The sequence below is a fragment of the Amycolatopsis sp. WAC 04197 genome (genome assembly GCF_003947475.1).
Classification (GTDB): Bacteria; Actinomycetota; Actinomycetes; order Mycobacteriales; family Pseudonocardiaceae; genus Amycolatopsis; species Amycolatopsis japonica.
In genome coordinates, this window is record NZ_QHJK01000001.1 from 67,260 (window position 1) to 84,521 (window position 17,262).

Genomic DNA, 17,262 nt, shown 5'->3' on the forward strand with positions numbered 1-17,262 from the left:
GGGCCGCGCCCGGCTTGTCTTGTTCCGGGCTGGACGAACAGAACGACTAGGGGGCAGTTCCGGTGCTGGACAAACAGGTCACGATCACGACCGGCACCCTCATCACGCTGATCCGCCGCCGAGGCGGCGAACCGCACACGATCCTGTCGGAAACCCCCACCTGGTACGACGAGGACGCGCAGCGGGCCGAGGACGAGCGGACCAACGAGGAACTGGCGAGTCAGGGCCTCTTCGGCGCACGAGGACTGCACCCCGGTTTCAAGGCGACGCTCGAAGCGATCGCCAGGCCGTCGCTGGAGTACTACGGCTGGGTCGACGGCGGGTTCGAGGGCAAGGCGTTGAGCTTCAGCGTGCTCGCGGGGAGCGCCGGCGGCGAGGGTTTCGTGCTCGCCCGGCACAGCGAGCACGACGGTGTCGCGCTGGCCTCCGTGCGGCCGGAAGAGCTGCTCACCGAGTTCCTCGACCAGATCCCCAAGCTCGCGCCGGGACGCGGCCGTCCGATCGCCGTGCCGAAGAGTCAGGTCGAGGCTCCACGCTCCTCGTCGACGGCGCAGGACGAGGGCTTCGAGGTGCTTCGCAGCGGACGGCAGAGCGCCGGGAGCCAGGAGGCCGACGAGCTCCGCCGCATCCTCGCGTTACGCCGTTTGGGGAGTGGAAGCCTCTACGTCGCGGCCCGCGGCCGGAGCGGCGCGCGGCAGCGGATCGAACGCCCGGTGAACTACATCGATACGACCGAGGGCCGCTGGCTGACCGAAGAGGTACCGGGGAGTGGCGAGCCGAGGATCGCCTTCACACCCGCCGACCAGCAGGTTCTCGCAGAACGACTACGGAGCGCACAGGGCAGGTTGTTCGCGTCCTGAATTGCGGCCCGTTCGGCCCGGCGGGTCGCCCCTCTACCCTCCGTAGCATTCATCCACAGGGCACCCCTGTGCGCCCGCGTGCGACACGCCGAACGACGACTTTTGCCCGACACGCCGTCGCGAGGTGAATAAAGTTCTCCACAGTCTCTCCACAGGGCCTGACCAGCACTTTTGTCAGACCATCCCAGCGTTGCCCACAAGTTGTACACAGGGTTTCGGCCACCTGTGAAGGGATGCCCGCAGTCATCCCCAGGTTGTCCACAGGGCGGTCCCCAGGCGAAATTGCGCTCGTCCTTTCGGGGGGCCTAGCGTGCCCGCCGGGCCGGTACACACCGTGGTGGTCGTCCGGCCGCAGAGGGGAAGACAGGGGAGAGTCCGGAGCCGCGGGAGGGGCGGACGGGCGCGGGCGGACCGACCGGGGAAATTCTGGCATAATCGAACGCGTGTTCGATGTCTTGAGGAGGTGGCAGCAGCGGTGGCGCTGACCGACGACCGCAATCCGATGTACGCGGAGTCCGACCCGGGTCCCAGCGACCCCGGTCCGCGTGGCGGCGAATACGACCGCCAGCCTCCGCAGGACATCGCGGCCGAGCAATCCGTGCTCGGCGGCATGCTGCTGTCGAAGGACGCCGTCGCCGACGTCATCGAAGCCCTCGGCCCCGACGACTTCTACCGTCCCGCGCATCAAGCGATCTACGACGTCATCCTCGACCTCTACGGCCGAGGCGAACCCGCCGACCCGATCACCGTCTCCGCCGAGCTGGAACGCCGCGGCGAGCTGGGCCGGGTCGGTGGCGCCCCGTATCTGCACACCCTGATCGCGACGGTGCCGACGGCGGCGAACGCCGGGTACTACGCCGAGATCGTCTCCGAGAAGGCGGTGCTGCGGCGCCTGGTCGAGGCGGGCACGCGGATCGTGCAGTACGGCTACGGCGCGGCCGCGGCCGACGGCGCGAACATCGACGAGGTCGTCGACCGCGCGCAGGCCGCGATCTACGACGTCACCGAGCGGCGCACCAGCGAGGACTACGTCGCGCTGGAAGAGCTGCTGCAGCCGACCATGGACGAGATCGACGCGATCGCGTCACGCGGCGGGCAGTCGCAGGGCATCCCGACCGGATTCGCCGACTTCGACGATCTGACCAACGGCCTGCACCCCGGCCAGATGATCATCGTCGCGGCGCGGCCCGGTGTCGGGAAATCGACGCTGGGACTCGATTTCGCGCGTTCGGCGTCCATCAAACACGGTCTGACCAGCGTCATCTTCTCGCTGGAAATGAGCAGGACCGAGATCGTCATGCGCATGCTCTCGGCCGAGGCTCGGATCCGCCTGGCGGATATGCGCGGTGGCAAGATGTCCGACGACGACTGGACGCGGCTCGCGCGCCGGATGAGCGAGGTCTCCGAGGCGCCGCTGTTCGTCGACGATTCGCCGAACATGACGATGATGGAGATCCGCGCGAAGGCCCGGCGGCTCAAGCAGCGCAACGACCTCAAACTCGTCGTCCTCGACTATCTCCAGCTGATGACCTCGGGCAAGCGCGTCGAGTCGCGGCAGCAGGAGGTCTCGGAGTTCTCGCGGCAGATGAAGCTGCTGGCGAAGGAGATCGAGGTCCCGGTGATCGCGATCAGCCAGCTGAACCGTGGTCCCGAGCAGCGGACCGACAAACGCCCGATGCTGTCCGACCTCCGTGAGTCCGGCTCGCTGGAGCAGGACGCCGACCTCGTCATCCTGGTCAACCGCCCCGACGCCTGGGAGCGGGACGACCCGCGGGCGGGCGAGGCGGACCTGATCATCGCGAAGCACCGTGCCGGGCCGACGGCGACGATCACCGTGGCGCACCAGCTGCACTACAGCCGCTTCGTCGACCTGTCACACGACTAAAGCAAGAACTCGAAGACGTCCTTGGTGAAGCGCCGGTCGCTCATCACGGTGTGGTGCCGTCGGCCCGGGTAGACCTTGAGATCGCCGCGGCGGGTCTTGTCGGCCACCCGTTCGGCGAGTTCGAGCGGGTAGAGGGCGTCCCGCGACCCGGCGATCACCAAGGTGGGCGCGGTGATCTCGCCGAGCCGGTCTTCGATGTCGAAAGCGTCTTCGGCCCGCAGCATGGCCACCATGCCGTTCGGGTCCGCCGGACGGCCGGAGGTCAGCGCCAGCATGCCTGCCAGCAGAGCCCGCCCCGGCCGGGTTTCCGCGACCGTGGGCGCCAGCGCCATGGCCGCGGCCCGGTGCCGTCCGGCGGCCAGGAGATCCGCGTACTCGCGCTGGACGCGGCGGCCGGTCGAGCCGAGGCGGGTGCCCGCGGCCCCGACCACCAGGTTCCGCACCAGGCCGGGGTGGTCGGCGGCGAACTGCAGCGCCAGGCAGCCGGCCGTGGACACACCGAGCACGTCGACCGGTCCGTCGAATCGTTCCCGCAGCTCTTCGGCGTGGTGGGCGGCGAGGTCCGCCATGGTGACGCCGGGTTCGAGCCCCGGCCGCCGTCCGACCGTCAGCACGGTGAACCGCGCGGCCAGCGGTTTGAGGGAACGCACCTCGGCCCAGCGGGCGACGCCGGTGGGGTTGGCCGAGTCGGGCAGCACCGTCCGGAAGACGACGAGCGGGCTTCCCGTGCCGAACTCGAAATACGGGGCCCCACCGGCCAGTACACCTTCGCGCATGGTCACTCCTTGATCAGTCCCGCCGCGACGATGTCGATGAGCCGGTCGAGTACGGCGGGGTAGCGCTGCTCGCCGATGTCCTGCCGGTGCATGGGCAGCAGCAGCACGGCCTGGAGCACCCCGGTCAGCTCGTCGTCGTCGGCGTCGACGAGCTGCCCCTTGGCTCGGGCCGCCGCCAGGAATCCGGGCAGCGGCAGCACCTGCTCGGCTCTGGCCATCTCCTCGGGCCCCATCCGCCGGGCCACCGCCCGCATCTCCTCGGGATGCGTGATCAGCCGGTGATAGAGCGGGTTCTCCGCCAAGATCCGTACCGTGGCACGCAGGAAACCGGCAAGGGCGGCGCGGGCGTTTTCGGTCTCGTTCACCACTGTCGCCAGCTGTTCGTGCAGCTCAGGGGCCTGCCGCAGCATGAGCTCCAGGTACAGCGCCTCCTTCGAGTCGAAGAAGGCGTAGAAGCTGCTTTTGGCGATCCCGGCGGGGGCCACGAGGTCGTCCAGCGAGGTTTTGCGCAGGCCCTGCGCGGCGAACAGAGCACGTCCGGCGTCCAGGAGCCGCTCGGTGATCCTCGCGCGGTCCTCGGCGCTGAACGGGCTCGGCATCTCGGCTCCCGGCTGGCTATGAACGAAATGAATTTTCGTTCATAGCCACCTTAGCCTCACCCGGGCTGGAAGAACGCCAGCATTTTCCGGGAAGCGTCCGGAGCCGCGAGGAGTTCGTGGACCCGCGCGGACATCCGGGCGGCGGCAGCGGCGCGTTCGAACATCTCGAGTTCGTACTCCTTGACGGCGGCGGGGAAGTCGTCCGGCCGCGCGGCCAGCGCGAGCCCGAGCAGGGCGCCGTCGAGCAGGGCCATGTTGGCGCCTTCGCCCACCGGCGGCATCAGGTGCGCGGCGTCGCCGACCAGGGTGACGTCGGGCGCCGACGGCCAGGTCAGGCCGACGGGGAGACTGCTGATCGATCGCGGCACGACCACGTCGTCGCAGGCCGCGATCAGCGCGGTGAACCGCGCGTCCCAGCCGTCGAGTCGTCCGATCAGCCACGTCCTCGCGGCGGCCGGATCGTCGAGCGGCATCCCGTTGGTGGCGAACCAGTCCTCGGCGGTGCCGTAGAAGCTGAGGCCGACGCGAACGGTGCCGTCGCCATTGCGCTGCGCCGCGAGGGATTTCCCGTCGCCGAGCACCCAGTACGTGCCGCGTCCGACCATCGCCGCGAGATCGGGATGGGTGCGGTCGATGTCGGGGATGCGGAGTTCGACCAGGTTGTGACCGAGATGCGCTGGCCGGGCGTCGGTGAGCAAGGCGCGGACGCGGGAGTTGGCGCCGTCGGCGCCGACCAGAAGGTCGTACGTCGCGCTGTGCCCATTCGCGAAGCGCACGACGCCGTCTTCGGCGGATTCGAACGCGTGCCCCCAGCGCACCGTGTGCTCGGGGAGCGAGTCCAGCAGCAGGTCGCGCAGATCGGCCCGGTCGACCTCGGGCCGCTCGAAAGGCGCGTCGTCCGGAGTGTCCTCCCGCAGCAGCAGGGTGCCGTCCGGTTCCAGGAGCCGCATGTCCTGGCCCTCGCCTCGGGCGATCGCGGCGAACCGGTCGATCAGACCGGCTTCGCGCAGCGCCCTCTGCCCGGTGTCGGCGTGGATGTCGAGCATGCCGCCCTGGCCGCGGGCGTGGCGTGACGACTCCCGCTCGTACACGACCGCTTCGATGCCGTGGACGTGCAGGACCCGGGCGAGCGCCAGGCCGCCGAGGCCCGCTCCGACGATGGCGATGGTCATGATTCGCACCTCTCGATACAGTGTATTGGTCGATACACTGTATCGAGCGATGCGTTGTATTGTCACCGCCATGGTGGTGTGGGAGCGGCCCGAGCCGCCGGATCGGCCCGCGCTGGCCCCGCTGAGCCGGGAGCTGATCGTGCGGGCGGCGATCCGGCTCGCCGACGCGGACGGCCTGGACGCGGTGTCCCTGCGCAAGATCGCGACCGCGCTGGACGTCGGCCCGATGCGGCTGTACGGCTACATCGAGAACAAGGAAGAGCTGCTCGATCTGATGGTCGACGCCGCCCACGCCGAGATCCGGCCCACCGGCGACGGCTGGCGGGAGGTGCTGCGGTCGCTCGCCGACGCCATGCGCCGCGCCGTCCACCGGCACGAATGGCTCGCCGACCTCCTGGGCGGCAGGCCGCAGCTGGGGCCGCACGCGCTGGCCACCGCCGAGGCCGTGATGGCGGCGCTGGGCGACGTCGGGGTGGATTCCGCGATGCCGGTGGTCTCGGCGGTCAACGCGTACACGATCGGCGCGGTCCGCCGGGAGATCGCCGAACGCCGTGCCGAACGTGCCACCGGGATGGACGAGCAGCGGTGGCAGGCCACGCTCGGGCCTTATCTGACGCGGGCGTTCGCCAGTGGTGATCTCCCCGCGCTGGCCACGGTCGTCCGCGACGCCGTCCACCTGGACGCCGACGAGACCTTCCGGATGGGCCTCGATTTCCTCCTCGACGGCATCGAAGCCCGCCTCTCAGGCTGACGCGCGTTCGAGGGCCGCCCTGCCCGCCGGCTCCCAGGTCGGCTTGCCCCCGGGTCGACCGAGCCTGCCGTTGCGCCCGATGCCGATCAGGTGCAACGCGCGCAGAACCGCCCAGCCGCGGGCCCGCGCGATGGTCGCCTCGTCCGCGATCGCGTACGCCTCGAAGAACCGGGTCGCCGTGCCCTCGGGCAGGAGGAGCCAGGCCGCCGACAGGTCGGTCGCGGGATCGCCCGAGCACAGGTCGCCGAAATCGATCACCCCGGCGAGCGTTCCGTCCCGCACGATCACGTTCGCGGCGTGGAGGTCGCCGTGCAGCCAGATCGGCGCCCCGTCCCACGCGGGCGCCGCGAGGGCCTTCTCCCAGATCTCCCGCGCGGGTCCGGTGTTCGCGTCGCCCTCGATGAACTCCAGCCCCTGGTCGAAACCGTCGCGCATTTCGGCGAGCGGGATGCCACGCGTCGGACTGACCGGGGCATCGGCGGGCGCCTCCTGATGCAGCGCCGCGAGAAAACCCGCGAGTGTCTCGGCGGCATCCGGACGGGTGATCGGCGCGCGATCCGAAGGCTCGCCCTCGACCCAGCGCGTGATCGTCCAGGTGTGCTCGAACCGGGCGGAAGGCTCGCCGATCCGCACCGGCACCGGAGTGGGCAGTGGCAAGCGCTCGGCCAGCACGGGAAGCCACTTCTGCTCGCCGCGCAACAACTCCGGCGCGCGTTCGGTGCGTGGCAGGCGCACGGCCAGGTCCGGTCCGAGACGCCACTGCTGGTTGTCCCAGCCGCCTTCGACGTCACGGAGTTCGAGTTCCGCGAGATCCGGATGCTGTTCTCGCAGCAGAGCCCGCACCAGTTCCTGCTCGAACCTGAATTCGTCCATGATCGAGACTCCCATGTCAGCGCCGTGACCGTGCCGTGTCAGCGCGGCCCGCGAACGTGGTCGCCATGACCAAGACACTGAAGACCTTCCGCCGCATCGGTCTCACCGCCCTGGCCGCCGCACTGCTGGCGGGCGTGACCGCCCCCGCCGCCTCCGCCGGGCAGGATCGCCCGGAACTGCAGCGGGCGGCCCAGGAATTCGTCGACGCGGGCTTCGCCGGGATGCAGCTGCGCGTCCGCGACGAGCGGGGCGAATGGTCCGGCAGCGCCGGGGTGCGCGAACTGGGCGGCACCGCGAAGCCGCCGACGAACGGCCACTTCCGCCTCGGCAGCACGACGAAGAACTTCACCGCGACCCTGGTGCTGCAGTTCGTGGCCGAGGGCCGGATCGGCCTCGACACCCCGGTCGCCGGTCTCCTTCCCCAGCTGGGGCTGGACCCGCGGATCACCGTGCGGATGCTGCTGCAGCACACCAGCGGGCTGTTCAACCACACCGGCCAGTACAACCCGGACGGCACGGTCACGCCGGGGATCCCGTGGGCGGGCCAGGAATGGGTGGACAAGCGGTTCCACACCTACCAGCCGGAGGAACTGGTGCGGCTGGCCGTGTCCAAGCCCGCGGTCTTCGCGCCGGGGGCGGGCTGGAGCTACTCCAACACCAACTACGTGGTGGCCAGGCTGCTGGTCGAGAAGCTCAGCGGCCGTCCCTTCGCCGACGAGCTGGACCGGCGGATCCTGCGGCCGCTCAAGCTGCGTGACACCTTGTCGCCGGGGGCGTGGGCCGGGATGCCCAAGCCGTACGCCCACGCCTACTACCGCTACGAGAACGCCGGCCAGTGGAAGACGATCGACGTCACCCACCAGAACCCGACCTGGATCTCCAGTGCCGGCGACATGATCTCGACGACCAAGGATCTCCAGACCTACTACTCCGCGCTGCAGAGCGGAAAGCTCCTCCCTGCCTGGCTGCTGGCCGAGATGCGCGTGACGCATCCGGGCAGCGAAAGCCTCTACGGCTTCTACGGTCTCGGGCAGTTCTCGCAGGACTTGGGCCCGGGCTGTGTCGGCGTCGTCCTCAACCACAACGGTGGCCTCAACGGCTACGGATCGCTGATGTACAGCACGCCGGACGGCAGCAAGACGCTGACCGCGTCGGTCACCGGCGGGGACGACGCGAACGCGGGGCAGGCGTTCCCGGCGGCGCTGAACAAGCTCGTCCGGACGGTGTTCTGCGGTAAGTGACCGGTCAACGCGCCCGCTCGGCCAGCCGGGCGGCCAGCGCGCAGACCAGATCTCGGAGCTCGGCCGGCCGTTCGATCACGAACGGCCGGTCGAGCGCGGCGAGCAGTGGCGGGATCCAGTCCAGCCGCTGCGCCCGGATGCGGACACGCACGCGGTCGCCGTCGGTTTCGAGAGTGGCCACCGACGGCGGGAAAACGGCGCGGATCTCCTCCGGCGTCGCCTCGATCCACACGAAGACGTCGTGCCGGTACGGCGCCTCGGCCAGCGCGGTCAGCACCCGCTCGGCCGGATCGAAACCGTCCGGCGCCTCGAAGGTCCCGGCCCGCGTCTCGGCCGACCGGATCCGGTCGACGCGGAAGGTGCGCACCTCGCCGCTGGCCGAGTCGAAGCCCGTCAGATACCACCGTCCGGAGTGCGCCACGACGCCGTAGGGATGGACGACGCGTTCACTCGCCCCGCCGTGACCGGCGAGATACGCGAGCGCGACCGGACGCCGGTCCCGCGCCGCTTCCGCGACGGTGAGCAGGACTTCGGCCTCGGCCGACAGGGCATTCCGGGCGGGGGCGGTGAAGTCGGCGGTCTCCAGCAGCGCGTCCAACCGGCGGCCAAGCGCTTCGGGAAGCACACGCCGGACCTTCGCGACCGCGCTCTCGACGGCCGCGACCGACGTGGTGATCAGCCCCGCCCGCCGCCCCGCGACCAGCCCGAGCAGGACGGCCAGTGCCTCCTCGTCGGTGAGCATCAGCGGCGGCATCCGGTAGCCGGGGGCCAGCCGGTAACCGCCGTACCGGCCGCGCACCGAGCGCACCGGGATGTCCAGGTCGACGAGGTGTTCGGCGTAGCGGCGGACCGTACGTTCGTCCACGTCGAGCCGGTCGGCGAGCTCGGCGACGGTGCGCGTCCCGCCGCTCTGGAGGATCTCCAGCAGCGCGAGCACTCGGGCGATGGGCCTGGTCACAACCCGGAGAATACCGGGCGGATTCTGCCCGGTATTGCTCCTAGCGTGGCCGGTGTCCCGCTTTCCGGCACCCGAAAGGATCCATCGTGCAGTTCGTTTCCGTCCGTGTGATCACCCACGACGTCACCCGCCTCGCCGGTTTCTACGAGAAGGCGACGGGCCTCGACGCGCGATGGCGCGCCGAGCAGTTCGCCGAACTCGTCGGCCCGTCGTGCACCTTGGCGATCGGCAGCGCCGAGACGATGCAGCTGTTCGGCGCGGGCGCCGCCGTGCCCGGATCGAACCGGACCGCGATCCTCGAATTCCGCGTCGAGGACGTCGACCGCGAGTACGAGCGGCTGGCGGAGCTGGCCGAGATCGTGCAGGAGCCGACCACGATGCCGTGGGGGAACCGGTCGCTGCTGTTCCGCGATCCCGACGGCAACCTGGTCAACTACTTCACGCCGAGCGCCCCGTAGTTCCGGACGAACGCCGTCAGCAGCCGCGCGAATTCGCGACGGTCGCCGTCCGGCCAGTCCGCCATCGCCTCGGCGAACACCGAGCGGCGGAATTCGTGCATCCGCGTCACTTCGGCGCGACCGGTTTCGGTGAGCACGAGGACGGCGCGGCGACCGTCGCGCTGATCGGCTTCGCGCCGGAGGAAACCACCCTCGACCGCGCGGGCGACCAAGCGGCTCGCCCGCGGCTGGTCGATGGTCAACGCCGCCGCGAGGCTGGTGACGGTGCCCGGTTCGCCGCTCTCCTCGGCCGCTTCGACGGCGTCCAGCAGCCCCTGTATCGCCTGGTCCGGCATCGTTTCGGCGCGGTCGCGGGCGAGTTTCGACAGCGATCGCCTCGCTTGGCTTCGCCGGATGGCGATCATCGCGCGTTCCACGTCGGCCACGGCGTCCGTCATTGCCCGTCCTCACCAAGTGCATGTATTTTTACATGTAGTTGTCGCCTACTCGAGGAGTATCCATGAAACCCATCGGATTCTGGTTCGCCCATCTTCACCAGGCTCTCGAAGCTTCACTGGACCACCTCCTCGCCGCCGAATCGCTGACCCGCCGCCACTGGCAGGTCCTGAACACGGGAGCGTCGCCCGAAGAGGCGCTGAAGCCGTTCGGAGATCTCCGGGAAACCATCGCCGACCTGCGCCTTCGCGGCTGGATGGACGAGGACGGCCTGACCGAAGCAGGCCGGGCGGCCCACCTTCGACTGAAGACCAAGATCGACGAGTTCCGCTCACGCGTGACCGAAGGCATCAGCGACGACGAATACCGGGCGACGGTCGGCGTACTGGAACGCATGGCCGCGAACCTCGCCCGGGAATAAGGCGGAGGCGGCCGGCGTCGTCTATCCTGGTAGTTGAAAGTTCAAACACCTGGAGCTGACATGACGCCGGTGCTCTACCTCAGCCACGGCGCGCCGCCGCTCGCCGACGACGCCACCTGGACCCGCCAGCTCGCCGGCTGGTCGGCGGACCTCGAGAAGCCGAAGGCGATCCTCGTCGTCTCGGCGCACTGGGAAGAGGCGCCGCTGACCCTCGGCGCCACCACCACGGTGCCGCTCGTCTACGACTTCTGGGGCTTCCCGGACCGCTACTACCAGGTGGAATACGCCGCGCCCGGTGCTCCCGCGCTGGCGGACAAGGTGCGCAAACTCCTGCGCTCGTCCCAGACGCCGGTCCACGACGCACCCGACCGCGGTCTCGACCACGGCGCGTACGTCCCGCTCGTGGAGATGTACCCGGACGCCGACATCCCGGTGCTTCAGGTGTCGATGCCGTCGCTGGACCCGCGTGAGCTGTTCGACCTCGGCCGGAAGCTCGCGCCGCTGCGCGACGAAGGCGTGCTGATCATCGGCAGCGGTTTCTTCACCCACAACCTGAGCGCGATGCGCGAGACCGACGGCACCGACGGGACGCCGCCGTCGTGGTCGAGCGAATTCGACCACTGGGGTGCGGAAACCCTGCGCGAGGGCGACCTCGACGCGTTGCTGGACTTCCAGCACAAGGCCCCTGCCGCGGCCATCGCGCACCCCAGGATCGAACACTTCGCCCCGCTGTTCGTGTCGCTCGGCGCGAGCTCGTCGGAGGGCAAGGGCGAGACCGTCATCGACGGCTACTGGCACGGCCTCGCCAAGCGTTCCCTCCAGTTCGACTAGCGGGACCGGAGGACACCGGCGCCCGCCACCAAACCGAGCGCCAGCAGCGTGACCACCGCGAAGGAGATCGTCAGCGACGTCAGGTCGGCGATCCCGCCGATCAACGACGGCGCGACGAGACCCGACGAATAGGTGATGGTCGCGACGCCCGCGATCGACTGGCTCGGCGTCGGCCCGCTGCGTCCGGCCGCCGCGAAGGCGAGCGGTACGACGACGGAGACGCCGAGCCCGATCAAGGCGAAACCGGCCATCGCCATCACCGGATGGACGGCGAAGACGACCAGCAGCCCACCGGCGGTCGCGAACACTCCGCCCGCGCGAACGGTCTTGACCGAGCCGAAGCGCCGCACCAGCGCGTCACCCGAGAGCCGCGCGACCGCCATCGTGCAGGTGAACGCGGTGGTCGACGCGGCCGCGATGCCCGGCGACGTGCCGAGGACGTCACGCAGGTAGACGGCGGACCAGTCGAGGCTCGCCCCCTCGGCGAAGACGGCGCAGAACGCGACGGCACCGATGATCACGGCCGATTTCGGCGGCAACGCGAACCTCGGCGGCGGGTGCTCGTCGGGCGCGCTCCGCACGTCGAAAACGCCCTGGCAGAGCAGCGCGCCGGCGACGGTGAGCACCGCCGACGCGATCACGAAGTGGATCCGGGCGTCCAATCCGGCGTGCGCGGCGAGCGTGCCCGCGGCCGAGCCGACGAGCGCGCCCGTGGTCCACATGCCGTGCAGCCCCGACATGACCGACTTGCCCATCTTCTCCTCGACGTCGACGCCGAGGGCGTTCATCAGCACGTCCGAGGTGCCGGCCGCGGTGCCCATGACGAACAGCGCGAGGCACAGAGTGAAGAGGTTTCCCGCCAGGGACGGGAGGATCAGCGCCAGCGTCCAGTACGCGAGCAGCAACCGGAGGCCCATCCTGCCGCCGAGCCGGTGCCCGATCCGCGCGGCGAGCGGCATGGTGAGCGAGGCACCGATCGCGGGGAAGGCGAGCGCGAGGCCGAGCTGGCCCGCGCTGATCCCCGCGTGTTCCTGGATCCATGGGATCCGGGTGGCGAAACTGCCGGTCACCGCGCCGTGCACGGCGAAGACGGCGGCGATGGCGACCCGCGCCTGCCGCACCCGCCGCGTCGGCCCGCCGACGGTTTCCACTGTGTTGGTCACTGGGCCCCCAAGGTCCATGAGACGACTCGACGGGCGTCAGCGTAAACTATCAGGAAGGGAACCTGATAATTAATTCTGGGAGGATCTGCCGGTGAGTGTCATCCGGACGCCGTCCGCCTCCCCGAGCACGGCGCGCGCCATCAACGACCGCCTCGCCCTCGACCTGCTCCACCGCGAGGGTTCGCTGACGGCCGCCCAGCTCAAGACGTTGACCGGGCTTTCCCGGCCGACGGTGGCGGACCTCGTCGAGCGTCTGCAGGACGCGGGCCTGATCGAGATCGTCGGCGAGGCTGGCGCGGACCGCCGCGGCCCGAACGCGAAGCTGTACGGAATCGTCGCCGAACGCGCGTACCTCGCGGGGCTCGACGTCCGCACCCACGGCATCGCCGTTTCGGTCGCGGACCTGCTGGGCCGGACCCGCGCGGAGGCGTCGCTGCCGTTCGACCTGGACGTCGACACCGATGAGGCCGTGGAGCGGGCGATCGCCCTGCTGAAGACCACGACCGCCGAGGCGGGCGCGACCGCGCTGCACACGATCGCCGTCGGCGCCCCCGGCTTGGTCGACCCGGCGACCGGCGGACTGCGGCACGCCGGGGGATTGCCCGCGTGGCACGGGAAACTCGTCGACGAACTCCGGCGGCGGCTGGGTGTCCCGGTGCTGCTGGAGAACGAGGTCAACCTCGCGGCCGCCGCCGAACAGCGGCTCGGCGCCGCCCGCGACCGGGACACGTTCGTCCTGCTGTGGCTGGGCTTCGGGGTCGGCGCGGCCGTCGTCCTCGACGGTTCGCTGCGGCGGGGCGCGTCGGGCGGCGCGGGGGAGATCGGGTTCCTGCCGATGCTGGGGCCAGGACGGCTCCCGACCGCGACCGACTGCGACGGCGGCTTCCACACGCTGGCGGGCAGCGCCGCGCTGTGCGAGCTGGCCCGCGAGCACGGCATCCCGGCGTCATCGGCCGACGACGCCGCCGCGGCCGAAGCGGCCATCGGATACGCGATCGACTCGAACGCCGAGGACTTCCTCGGGATCGTCGCGGAGCGGATCGCGATCGGTGCCGCCGCGGTCACCGCGGTGCTCGACCCAGGCTGTCTCGTCCTCGGCGGGGAGATCGGGCGGGCGGGCGGCGACGCGCTGGCGGCACGGGTGAGCCGACGGCTTTCGGAGATCTCGCCGCTGCGGACCGAGGTGCGGCCGGGGACCGTCGGCGGCGGCGCGGTGCTGGAGGGCGCGGTGCTGACCGCGATGGGCGCCGCGCAGGACGCGCTCTTCACCCCGCGGGGCTGAAACGGCGATCTCGCGTGATCAGACGGAGGACACGCGTGATTGGCGGGCGAACACGCGTGATCGGGGGCGGAACACACAAAAGGAAGCGGGCCCGGGAGTGTCTCCCGGGCCCGCTTCGGTTCATTCAGTGGCGTCAGCCGACTGGCAGGTTCACATGGTGTGGAACTTCTTGCCGGTCAGGGTGCCGATGAAACGCTGGAACATGCTCAGCGGCGACGAGTCGACGCCCGCCAGAGCCGGGACCTGCGCGGTCGGCATCGCCGGGGTGCTGTTCACCGCGGGCAGGGTGCCCGTGGTGGGCAGCTGCACCGGCAGCGCGCCGGCGGTGGGCAGCGCACCCGCGGTCGGCAGGGCGCCGGCCGTCGGGAGCTGCACCGGCAGGTTGCCGGCGGTGGGCAGCCCGTTGCCCAGCGCCGGAAGGGTCGGCAGCTGCGCGACCTTGGGGGCGTCCGCGCGAGCGGCGTCACCGGGCAGACCCGGGGTCTTCGGCAGGGCCGGGACACCGGGCAGGGCCGGGGTGCCGGGCAGCTCGGGCAGGTCCGACTTCGGCAGCTGCGCCGGGATGGCACCCAGCTGCTTCAGCGCGGTCAGACCGGCCACCTGCACCGGGAGGGTCGCCACCTGGGGACCGTCGGCGCGGGCGCCACCGATCTCCGGGGTGGTCGGCAGGGCGCCGGCACCGTTCAGCGACGGCACCGAACCGAACGGCAGCGCGGGCAGCGCGTCGATCGGCATCTCCGAACCGACCGAGTCGGTGAAGGCGCGGGTGTACTCCTCGTCGTTGATCACGGTGTTGTCGGTCGAGTTCTCGTCCGCGATCGCCAGGACCGGGATTTCGAGCTCGTTCAGCGGGATCACGAAGACCAGCGGGTGGTGGAAGTTGAAGCCCGAGAGAGCCTCTCCGCTGCCGTCGGTGATGCTGTCGCCACCGGCCTGGCCGGTGATCATGCTCTCCGCTTCGGTCTCGGACACGCCACCGGCGGCCGCGATCGCGTCACCGAACACCTCGGGGTCGGCCGCGGCCGGGATGTCGAGGATGTTGCCCGAGAGGGATCCGTCGAGACCCGAGGTCTCCACGTCCCCACCCGAAAGGGCGTCGACGGTGTTGGAGCCTTCGGCGTCGGCCAGACCGGCCGCCGCGACCGCGTCGTGGGTGACCGGCACGATCGGCAGCGCCTGCGCGCCGATGATGTTGCCCGAAACCGCGCCCTCGTCACCGTTGGTGGTGGCGTCGCCGCCCGCCTCCGAGAGGACGTCGCTGACGCTGTCGCCCTCGGCGATGCCGGCGCCGGCGATGCCGTGCCCGGTCACCGGGACCGCGCCACCGATCGGCGTCTGGACGATGTTGCCCGCCAGGGCGCCTTCTTCACCGTTCGCGGTGGCGTCGCCGCCCGCGTTCGAGTCGGTGAGGTTCGTGCCCTTGCCCGACGCGATCCCGCCGAGCACGGCGGCGAAGTTGTGCGCCTGGACCGGCAGGGAGACCGGGCCGTAGACCAGGTTGCCCGAGCCCGCGCCACCGTCACCGGTCGCGTGGACGTCGTGTCCGGCGTTGGACGTGGTGTCGCCGTCGGCGCCACCGTGGCCCTGGCCGATGAACGCGCCACCGATCCCGAACGCCTGCACCGGCAGCGAAACCGGCACGGTGCCCAGGTTGGAGCTGAGGAAGCCGTTGTCGTCGGCGGTGTTCCCGCCGCCGCCACCGGAGACGACCTTGGTCTCGTCGGCGGTGCCGGTGCCCTGGCCGATGAACGAGCCACCGACACCGAAGACCTCGGCCGGAACCGCGGCCGGGACCTGGACGATGTTGCCCGAGCCGGACGAGTCGTCGCCCGTGGTGCCGTCGTAGCCGCCGGCGGTCACGGTCTTGGTCTCGGTCGCCTCGGCGACGGCCTGGCCGATGTGCGAGCCACCGACGCCGTAGACCTCGGGGGCCAGCGCGGCCTGGGTGTTGACGATGTTGCCCGCGAGGGTCGAGTCGTCACCCGTGGTGTGGCTGCCGTTGCCGGCGTTCGCGTCGACGGTGTTCTCGCACGAGGTCGAGGACACGTTGCCGATGTAGGTGCCCGCGATGCAGGTCACCTCGACGGGCGCGGCCACGGCCGGGTCGACGATGTTGCCGCCGCCCGCGGAGCCTTCGCCCTCGCTGCTGACGAACCCACCGGCGTCGACGACGCTCGAGTGGCTGGTGCCGCCGTCCTTGCCGGTGTTGGCGAGGCCGATCCAGCTGGCGGCCACGCCGCCGACGTTCGCGACGTCCGCGGTCTGCGGCACGATCGCGTTACCCGCGACGGCCGAGTCCTCGCCGGAGGTCTGCACGTAGCTGGGGACGTTGCTCCAGCCGGGGGTGGTGTCACCGGCGGTGGCGTCCGCCGAGGAGCTGCTGTTGGAGTTCGCGAGCGAACCCCACGCGGCGGCCGCGTTGTCGTTCACCTTCACCGGGAGGGCGATCGGCACCGCGCCGACGTTGCCGCCGAGGGCGGAGTCGTCACCGTCGGTCTCGACCCAGCCGCCGGAGGTGGCTTCGGTCTCGGCCTCGTAGCCGGAGCTGTTGGCGTTGCCGATGATCCAGGAGGCGGCGTTGCCGGTGACCTGGACCGGGGTGGCGAACTGACCGGCCAGCACGTTGCCGGACAGGGCGGAGCCCTCGCCGTCGGTGGTGATGTTGCCGGTCTCGGTGGTGCTCTGGCTGGCGGAGCCGCCGACCACGCGGCCGGTGCCGCCGGCGAGCCCGCCACCGTTGCCGGCGATCTGCACGGGCAGCGCCCAGTCGAGGGACACGACGTTCCCGGCGAGGCTGGAGTCCTCACCGGTGGTCTCGATGTCCTGGTTGTGCGCCCAGGTCTGGTCGTGCGAGCCACCCTCGACCTCGGCGTCGCCGATCACGCCGATGGCGTTGTCGACGATCTGGATCGGGACGACGACGTCACCGACGACCTTGTTGCCCTTGAGGATGTCGTCCGTGGTGGTGAACCCACCGCCGGTCGGGCCGCCGGTGATCTGGCGGGCCGAGTCCTTCGCGGCCAGCGGCGCCGGGACCGCGGCGTTCTTGCCGGAAAGGCTGGGGAGCCCTCCACCGATGCCGTCGGTGCTGCCGCCGGGCGACGAAGCCGAGTCCAGCGCGTCCGAGACGGGCTTGGTGACGGCCTTCGTGCTGACCTCACCCTTGTAGCCGGGGAGATCGGCCTGGCCGAGGGGGGTGCCGACGGCGTTGTTGTCGATCTCGATGGGAACGGTGACGTTCGCGTCGAGCGGGGAGGCCGGGGTGTCGGGGTTGACCTGTTCGTCAGCCGAAGCGATGCCGGTACCCAGCATCAACAGCCCACCCGTGACCAACGCGGTCTGGAGTCCGCGCTTTGCCCAGGATTGCATGGGGTTGTTCTCCTTCATTTCGGGTTCCCTTTCGGGTCTGAGGAGGTGCCTTCGAAGCGGCACCAGAGGGGGGTGGAACTGGCTGCGGGCGCACAAAAGCGCACCGCCGTTTCGCGGGGGATCAGGAGCGGACGCGAAGCCAAGCCCGGAATCGGGAGGCGTGAGGCGCGTCGGCTACCCCGCGGAGG

16 protein-coding genes are annotated in these 17,262 nt (G+C 70.6%); 8 read left to right on the plus strand and 8 right to left on the minus strand.

Translation table 11 applies throughout. The annotated features are described in order from the left end of the window. Window positions 1-62: 62 nt before the first annotated feature. Both DMC64_RS00325 and dnaB read left to right on the plus strand, forming a co-directional pair. Window positions 63-860 carry an ESX secretion-associated protein EspG gene (locus DMC64_RS00325; RefSeq protein ID WP_125731289.1) on the plus strand — a complete coding sequence of 266 codons (798 nt, stop codon included), beginning with the start codon at window positions 63-65 and terminating at the stop codon, window positions 858-860. Window positions 861-1,335: 475 nt separating this feature from the next. After that, window positions 1,336-2,745: a replicative DNA helicase gene (dnaB, locus tag DMC64_RS00330; protein ID WP_016338295.1), complete on the plus strand. Its 1,410-nt coding sequence runs from the start codon at window positions 1,336-1,338 to the stop codon at window positions 2,743-2,745. On the opposite strand, the gene DMC64_RS00335 is transcribed toward dnaB, so the two are convergent. Genes DMC64_RS00335 through DMC64_RS00345 form a run of 3 tightly spaced genes read right to left on the minus strand, consistent with a single transcriptional unit; the run spans window position 2,742 to window position 5,292 of the window. Next, entirely contained in the window at window positions 2,742-3,521 is a 780-nt protein-coding gene (locus DMC64_RS00335) for an alpha/beta fold hydrolase (protein WP_125731291.1), read from the minus strand. The two genes, dnaB and DMC64_RS00335, sit on opposite strands and share 4 nt — an antisense overlap. 2 nt (window positions 3,522-3,523) lie before the next feature. Then, entirely contained in the window at window positions 3,524-4,120 is a 597-nt protein-coding gene (locus DMC64_RS00340) for a TetR/AcrR family transcriptional regulator (RefSeq protein WP_125731293.1), read from the minus strand. A gap of 56 nt (window positions 4,121-4,176) precedes the next feature. Next, on the minus strand, window positions 4,177-5,292 hold the full coding sequence (locus tag DMC64_RS00345; RefSeq protein WP_125731295.1) for an NAD(P)/FAD-dependent oxidoreductase: 1,116 nt from the start codon (window positions 5,290-5,292) through the stop codon (window positions 4,177-4,179). 70 nt (window positions 5,293-5,362) lie between these two features. Between DMC64_RS00345 and DMC64_RS00350 the strand changes: the two genes are divergently transcribed. Beyond that, complete coding sequence (locus DMC64_RS00350; protein ID WP_037334119.1) at window positions 5,363-6,043, plus strand: TetR/AcrR family transcriptional regulator; 681 nt, start codon at window positions 5,363-5,365, stop codon at window positions 6,041-6,043. Here the strand turns inward: DMC64_RS00350 and DMC64_RS00355 are convergent. After that, the gene (locus DMC64_RS00355; protein WP_125731297.1) at window positions 6,035-6,916 is read right to left on the minus strand and encodes an aminoglycoside phosphotransferase family protein; all 882 of its coding nucleotides are present in this window, start codon (window positions 6,914-6,916) and stop codon (window positions 6,035-6,037) included. The two genes, DMC64_RS00350 and DMC64_RS00355, sit on opposite strands and share 9 nt — an antisense overlap. A 65-nt stretch (window positions 6,917-6,981) precedes the next feature. Between DMC64_RS00355 and DMC64_RS00360 the strand changes: the two genes are divergently transcribed. After that, window positions 6,982-8,157 carry a serine hydrolase gene (locus DMC64_RS00360; RefSeq protein WP_125731299.1) on the plus strand — a complete coding sequence of 392 codons (1,176 nt, stop codon included), beginning with the start codon at window positions 6,982-6,984 and terminating at the stop codon, window positions 8,155-8,157. A gap of 4 nt (window positions 8,158-8,161) precedes the next feature. Here DMC64_RS00360 and DMC64_RS00365 read toward each other — a convergent pair whose 3' ends face one another. Further along, a complete protein-coding gene (locus tag DMC64_RS00365) occupies window positions 8,162-9,115 on the minus strand; it encodes a YafY family protein (RefSeq protein ID WP_125731301.1) in 954 nt (317 codons plus the stop codon). An 86-nt stretch (window positions 9,116-9,201) separates the two neighbouring features. On the opposite strand from DMC64_RS00365, the gene DMC64_RS00370 reads away from it, so the two are divergent. Next, entirely contained in the window at window positions 9,202-9,573 is a 372-nt protein-coding gene (locus tag DMC64_RS00370) for a VOC family protein (protein ID WP_125731303.1), read from the plus strand. Here DMC64_RS00370 and DMC64_RS00375 read toward each other — a convergent pair. After that, complete coding sequence (locus DMC64_RS00375) at window positions 9,549-10,010, minus strand: MarR family winged helix-turn-helix transcriptional regulator (RefSeq protein ID WP_037334104.1); 462 nt, start codon at window positions 10,008-10,010, stop codon at window positions 9,549-9,551. The two genes, DMC64_RS00370 and DMC64_RS00375, sit on opposite strands and share 25 nt — an antisense overlap. A gap of 62 nt (window positions 10,011-10,072) precedes the next feature. Between DMC64_RS00375 and DMC64_RS00380 the strand changes: the two genes are divergently transcribed. After that, complete coding sequence (locus tag DMC64_RS00380; protein ID WP_125731305.1) at window positions 10,073-10,429, plus strand: MarR family transcriptional regulator; 357 nt, start codon at window positions 10,073-10,075, stop codon at window positions 10,427-10,429. A 60-nt stretch (window positions 10,430-10,489) separates the two neighbouring features. Beyond that, entirely contained in the window at window positions 10,490-11,260 is a 771-nt protein-coding gene (locus DMC64_RS00385) for a dioxygenase (protein ID WP_037334100.1), read from the plus strand. On the opposite strand, the gene DMC64_RS00390 is transcribed toward DMC64_RS00385, so the two are convergent. Continuing rightward, entirely contained in the window at window positions 11,257-12,423 is a 1,167-nt protein-coding gene (locus DMC64_RS00390; protein WP_125731306.1) for an MFS transporter, read from the minus strand. The two genes, DMC64_RS00385 and DMC64_RS00390, sit on opposite strands and share 4 nt — an antisense overlap. 91 nt (window positions 12,424-12,514) lie before the next feature. Between DMC64_RS00390 and DMC64_RS00395 the strand changes: the two genes are divergently transcribed. Then, window positions 12,515-13,705 carry an ROK family transcriptional regulator gene (locus DMC64_RS00395; protein WP_125731308.1) on the plus strand — a complete coding sequence of 397 codons (1,191 nt, stop codon included), beginning with the start codon at window positions 12,515-12,517 and terminating at the stop codon, window positions 13,703-13,705. A 150-nt stretch (window positions 13,706-13,855) separates the two neighbouring features. Here DMC64_RS00395 and DMC64_RS00400 read toward each other — a convergent pair whose 3' ends face one another. Then, a complete protein-coding gene (locus tag DMC64_RS00400; RefSeq protein ID WP_125731310.1) occupies window positions 13,856-17,074 on the minus strand; it encodes a PE-PGRS family protein in 3,219 nt (1,072 codons plus the stop codon). Between the last annotated feature and the right edge of the window lie 188 nt (window positions 17,075-17,262).

Excerpts from the sequence above, each read along its gene's own strand:
- DMC64_RS00335 (WP_125731291.1), bottom strand. The coding sequence starts at position 3,521 with ATGCGCGAAGGTGTACTGGCCGGTGGGGCCCCGTATTTCGAGTTCGGC.
- DMC64_RS00340 (WP_125731293.1), bottom strand. The coding sequence starts at position 4,120 with ATGCCGAGCCCGTTCAGCGCCGAGGACCGCGCGAGGATCACCGAGCGG.
- DMC64_RS00345 (WP_125731295.1), bottom strand. The coding sequence starts at position 5,292 with ATGACCATCGCCATCGTCGGAGCGGGCCTCGGCGGCCTGGCGCTCGCC.
- DMC64_RS00350 (WP_037334119.1), top strand. The coding sequence starts at position 5,363 with ATGGTGGTGTGGGAGCGGCCCGAGCCGCCGGATCGGCCCGCGCTGGCC.
- DMC64_RS00355 (WP_125731297.1), bottom strand. The coding sequence starts at position 6,916 with ATGGACGAATTCAGGTTCGAGCAGGAACTGGTGCGGGCTCTGCTGCGA.
- DMC64_RS00360 (WP_125731299.1), top strand. The coding sequence starts at position 6,982 with ATGACCAAGACACTGAAGACCTTCCGCCGCATCGGTCTCACCGCCCTG.
- DMC64_RS00375 (WP_037334104.1), bottom strand. The coding sequence starts at position 10,010 with ATGACGGACGCCGTGGCCGACGTGGAACGCGCGATGATCGCCATCCGG.
- DMC64_RS00380 (WP_125731305.1), top strand. The coding sequence starts at position 10,073 with ATGAAACCCATCGGATTCTGGTTCGCCCATCTTCACCAGGCTCTCGAA.
- DMC64_RS00385 (WP_037334100.1), top strand. The coding sequence starts at position 10,490 with ATGACGCCGGTGCTCTACCTCAGCCACGGCGCGCCGCCGCTCGCCGAC.
- DMC64_RS00400 (WP_125731310.1), bottom strand. The coding sequence starts at position 17,074 with ATGCAATCCTGGGCAAAGCGCGGACTCCAGACCGCGTTGGTCACGGGT.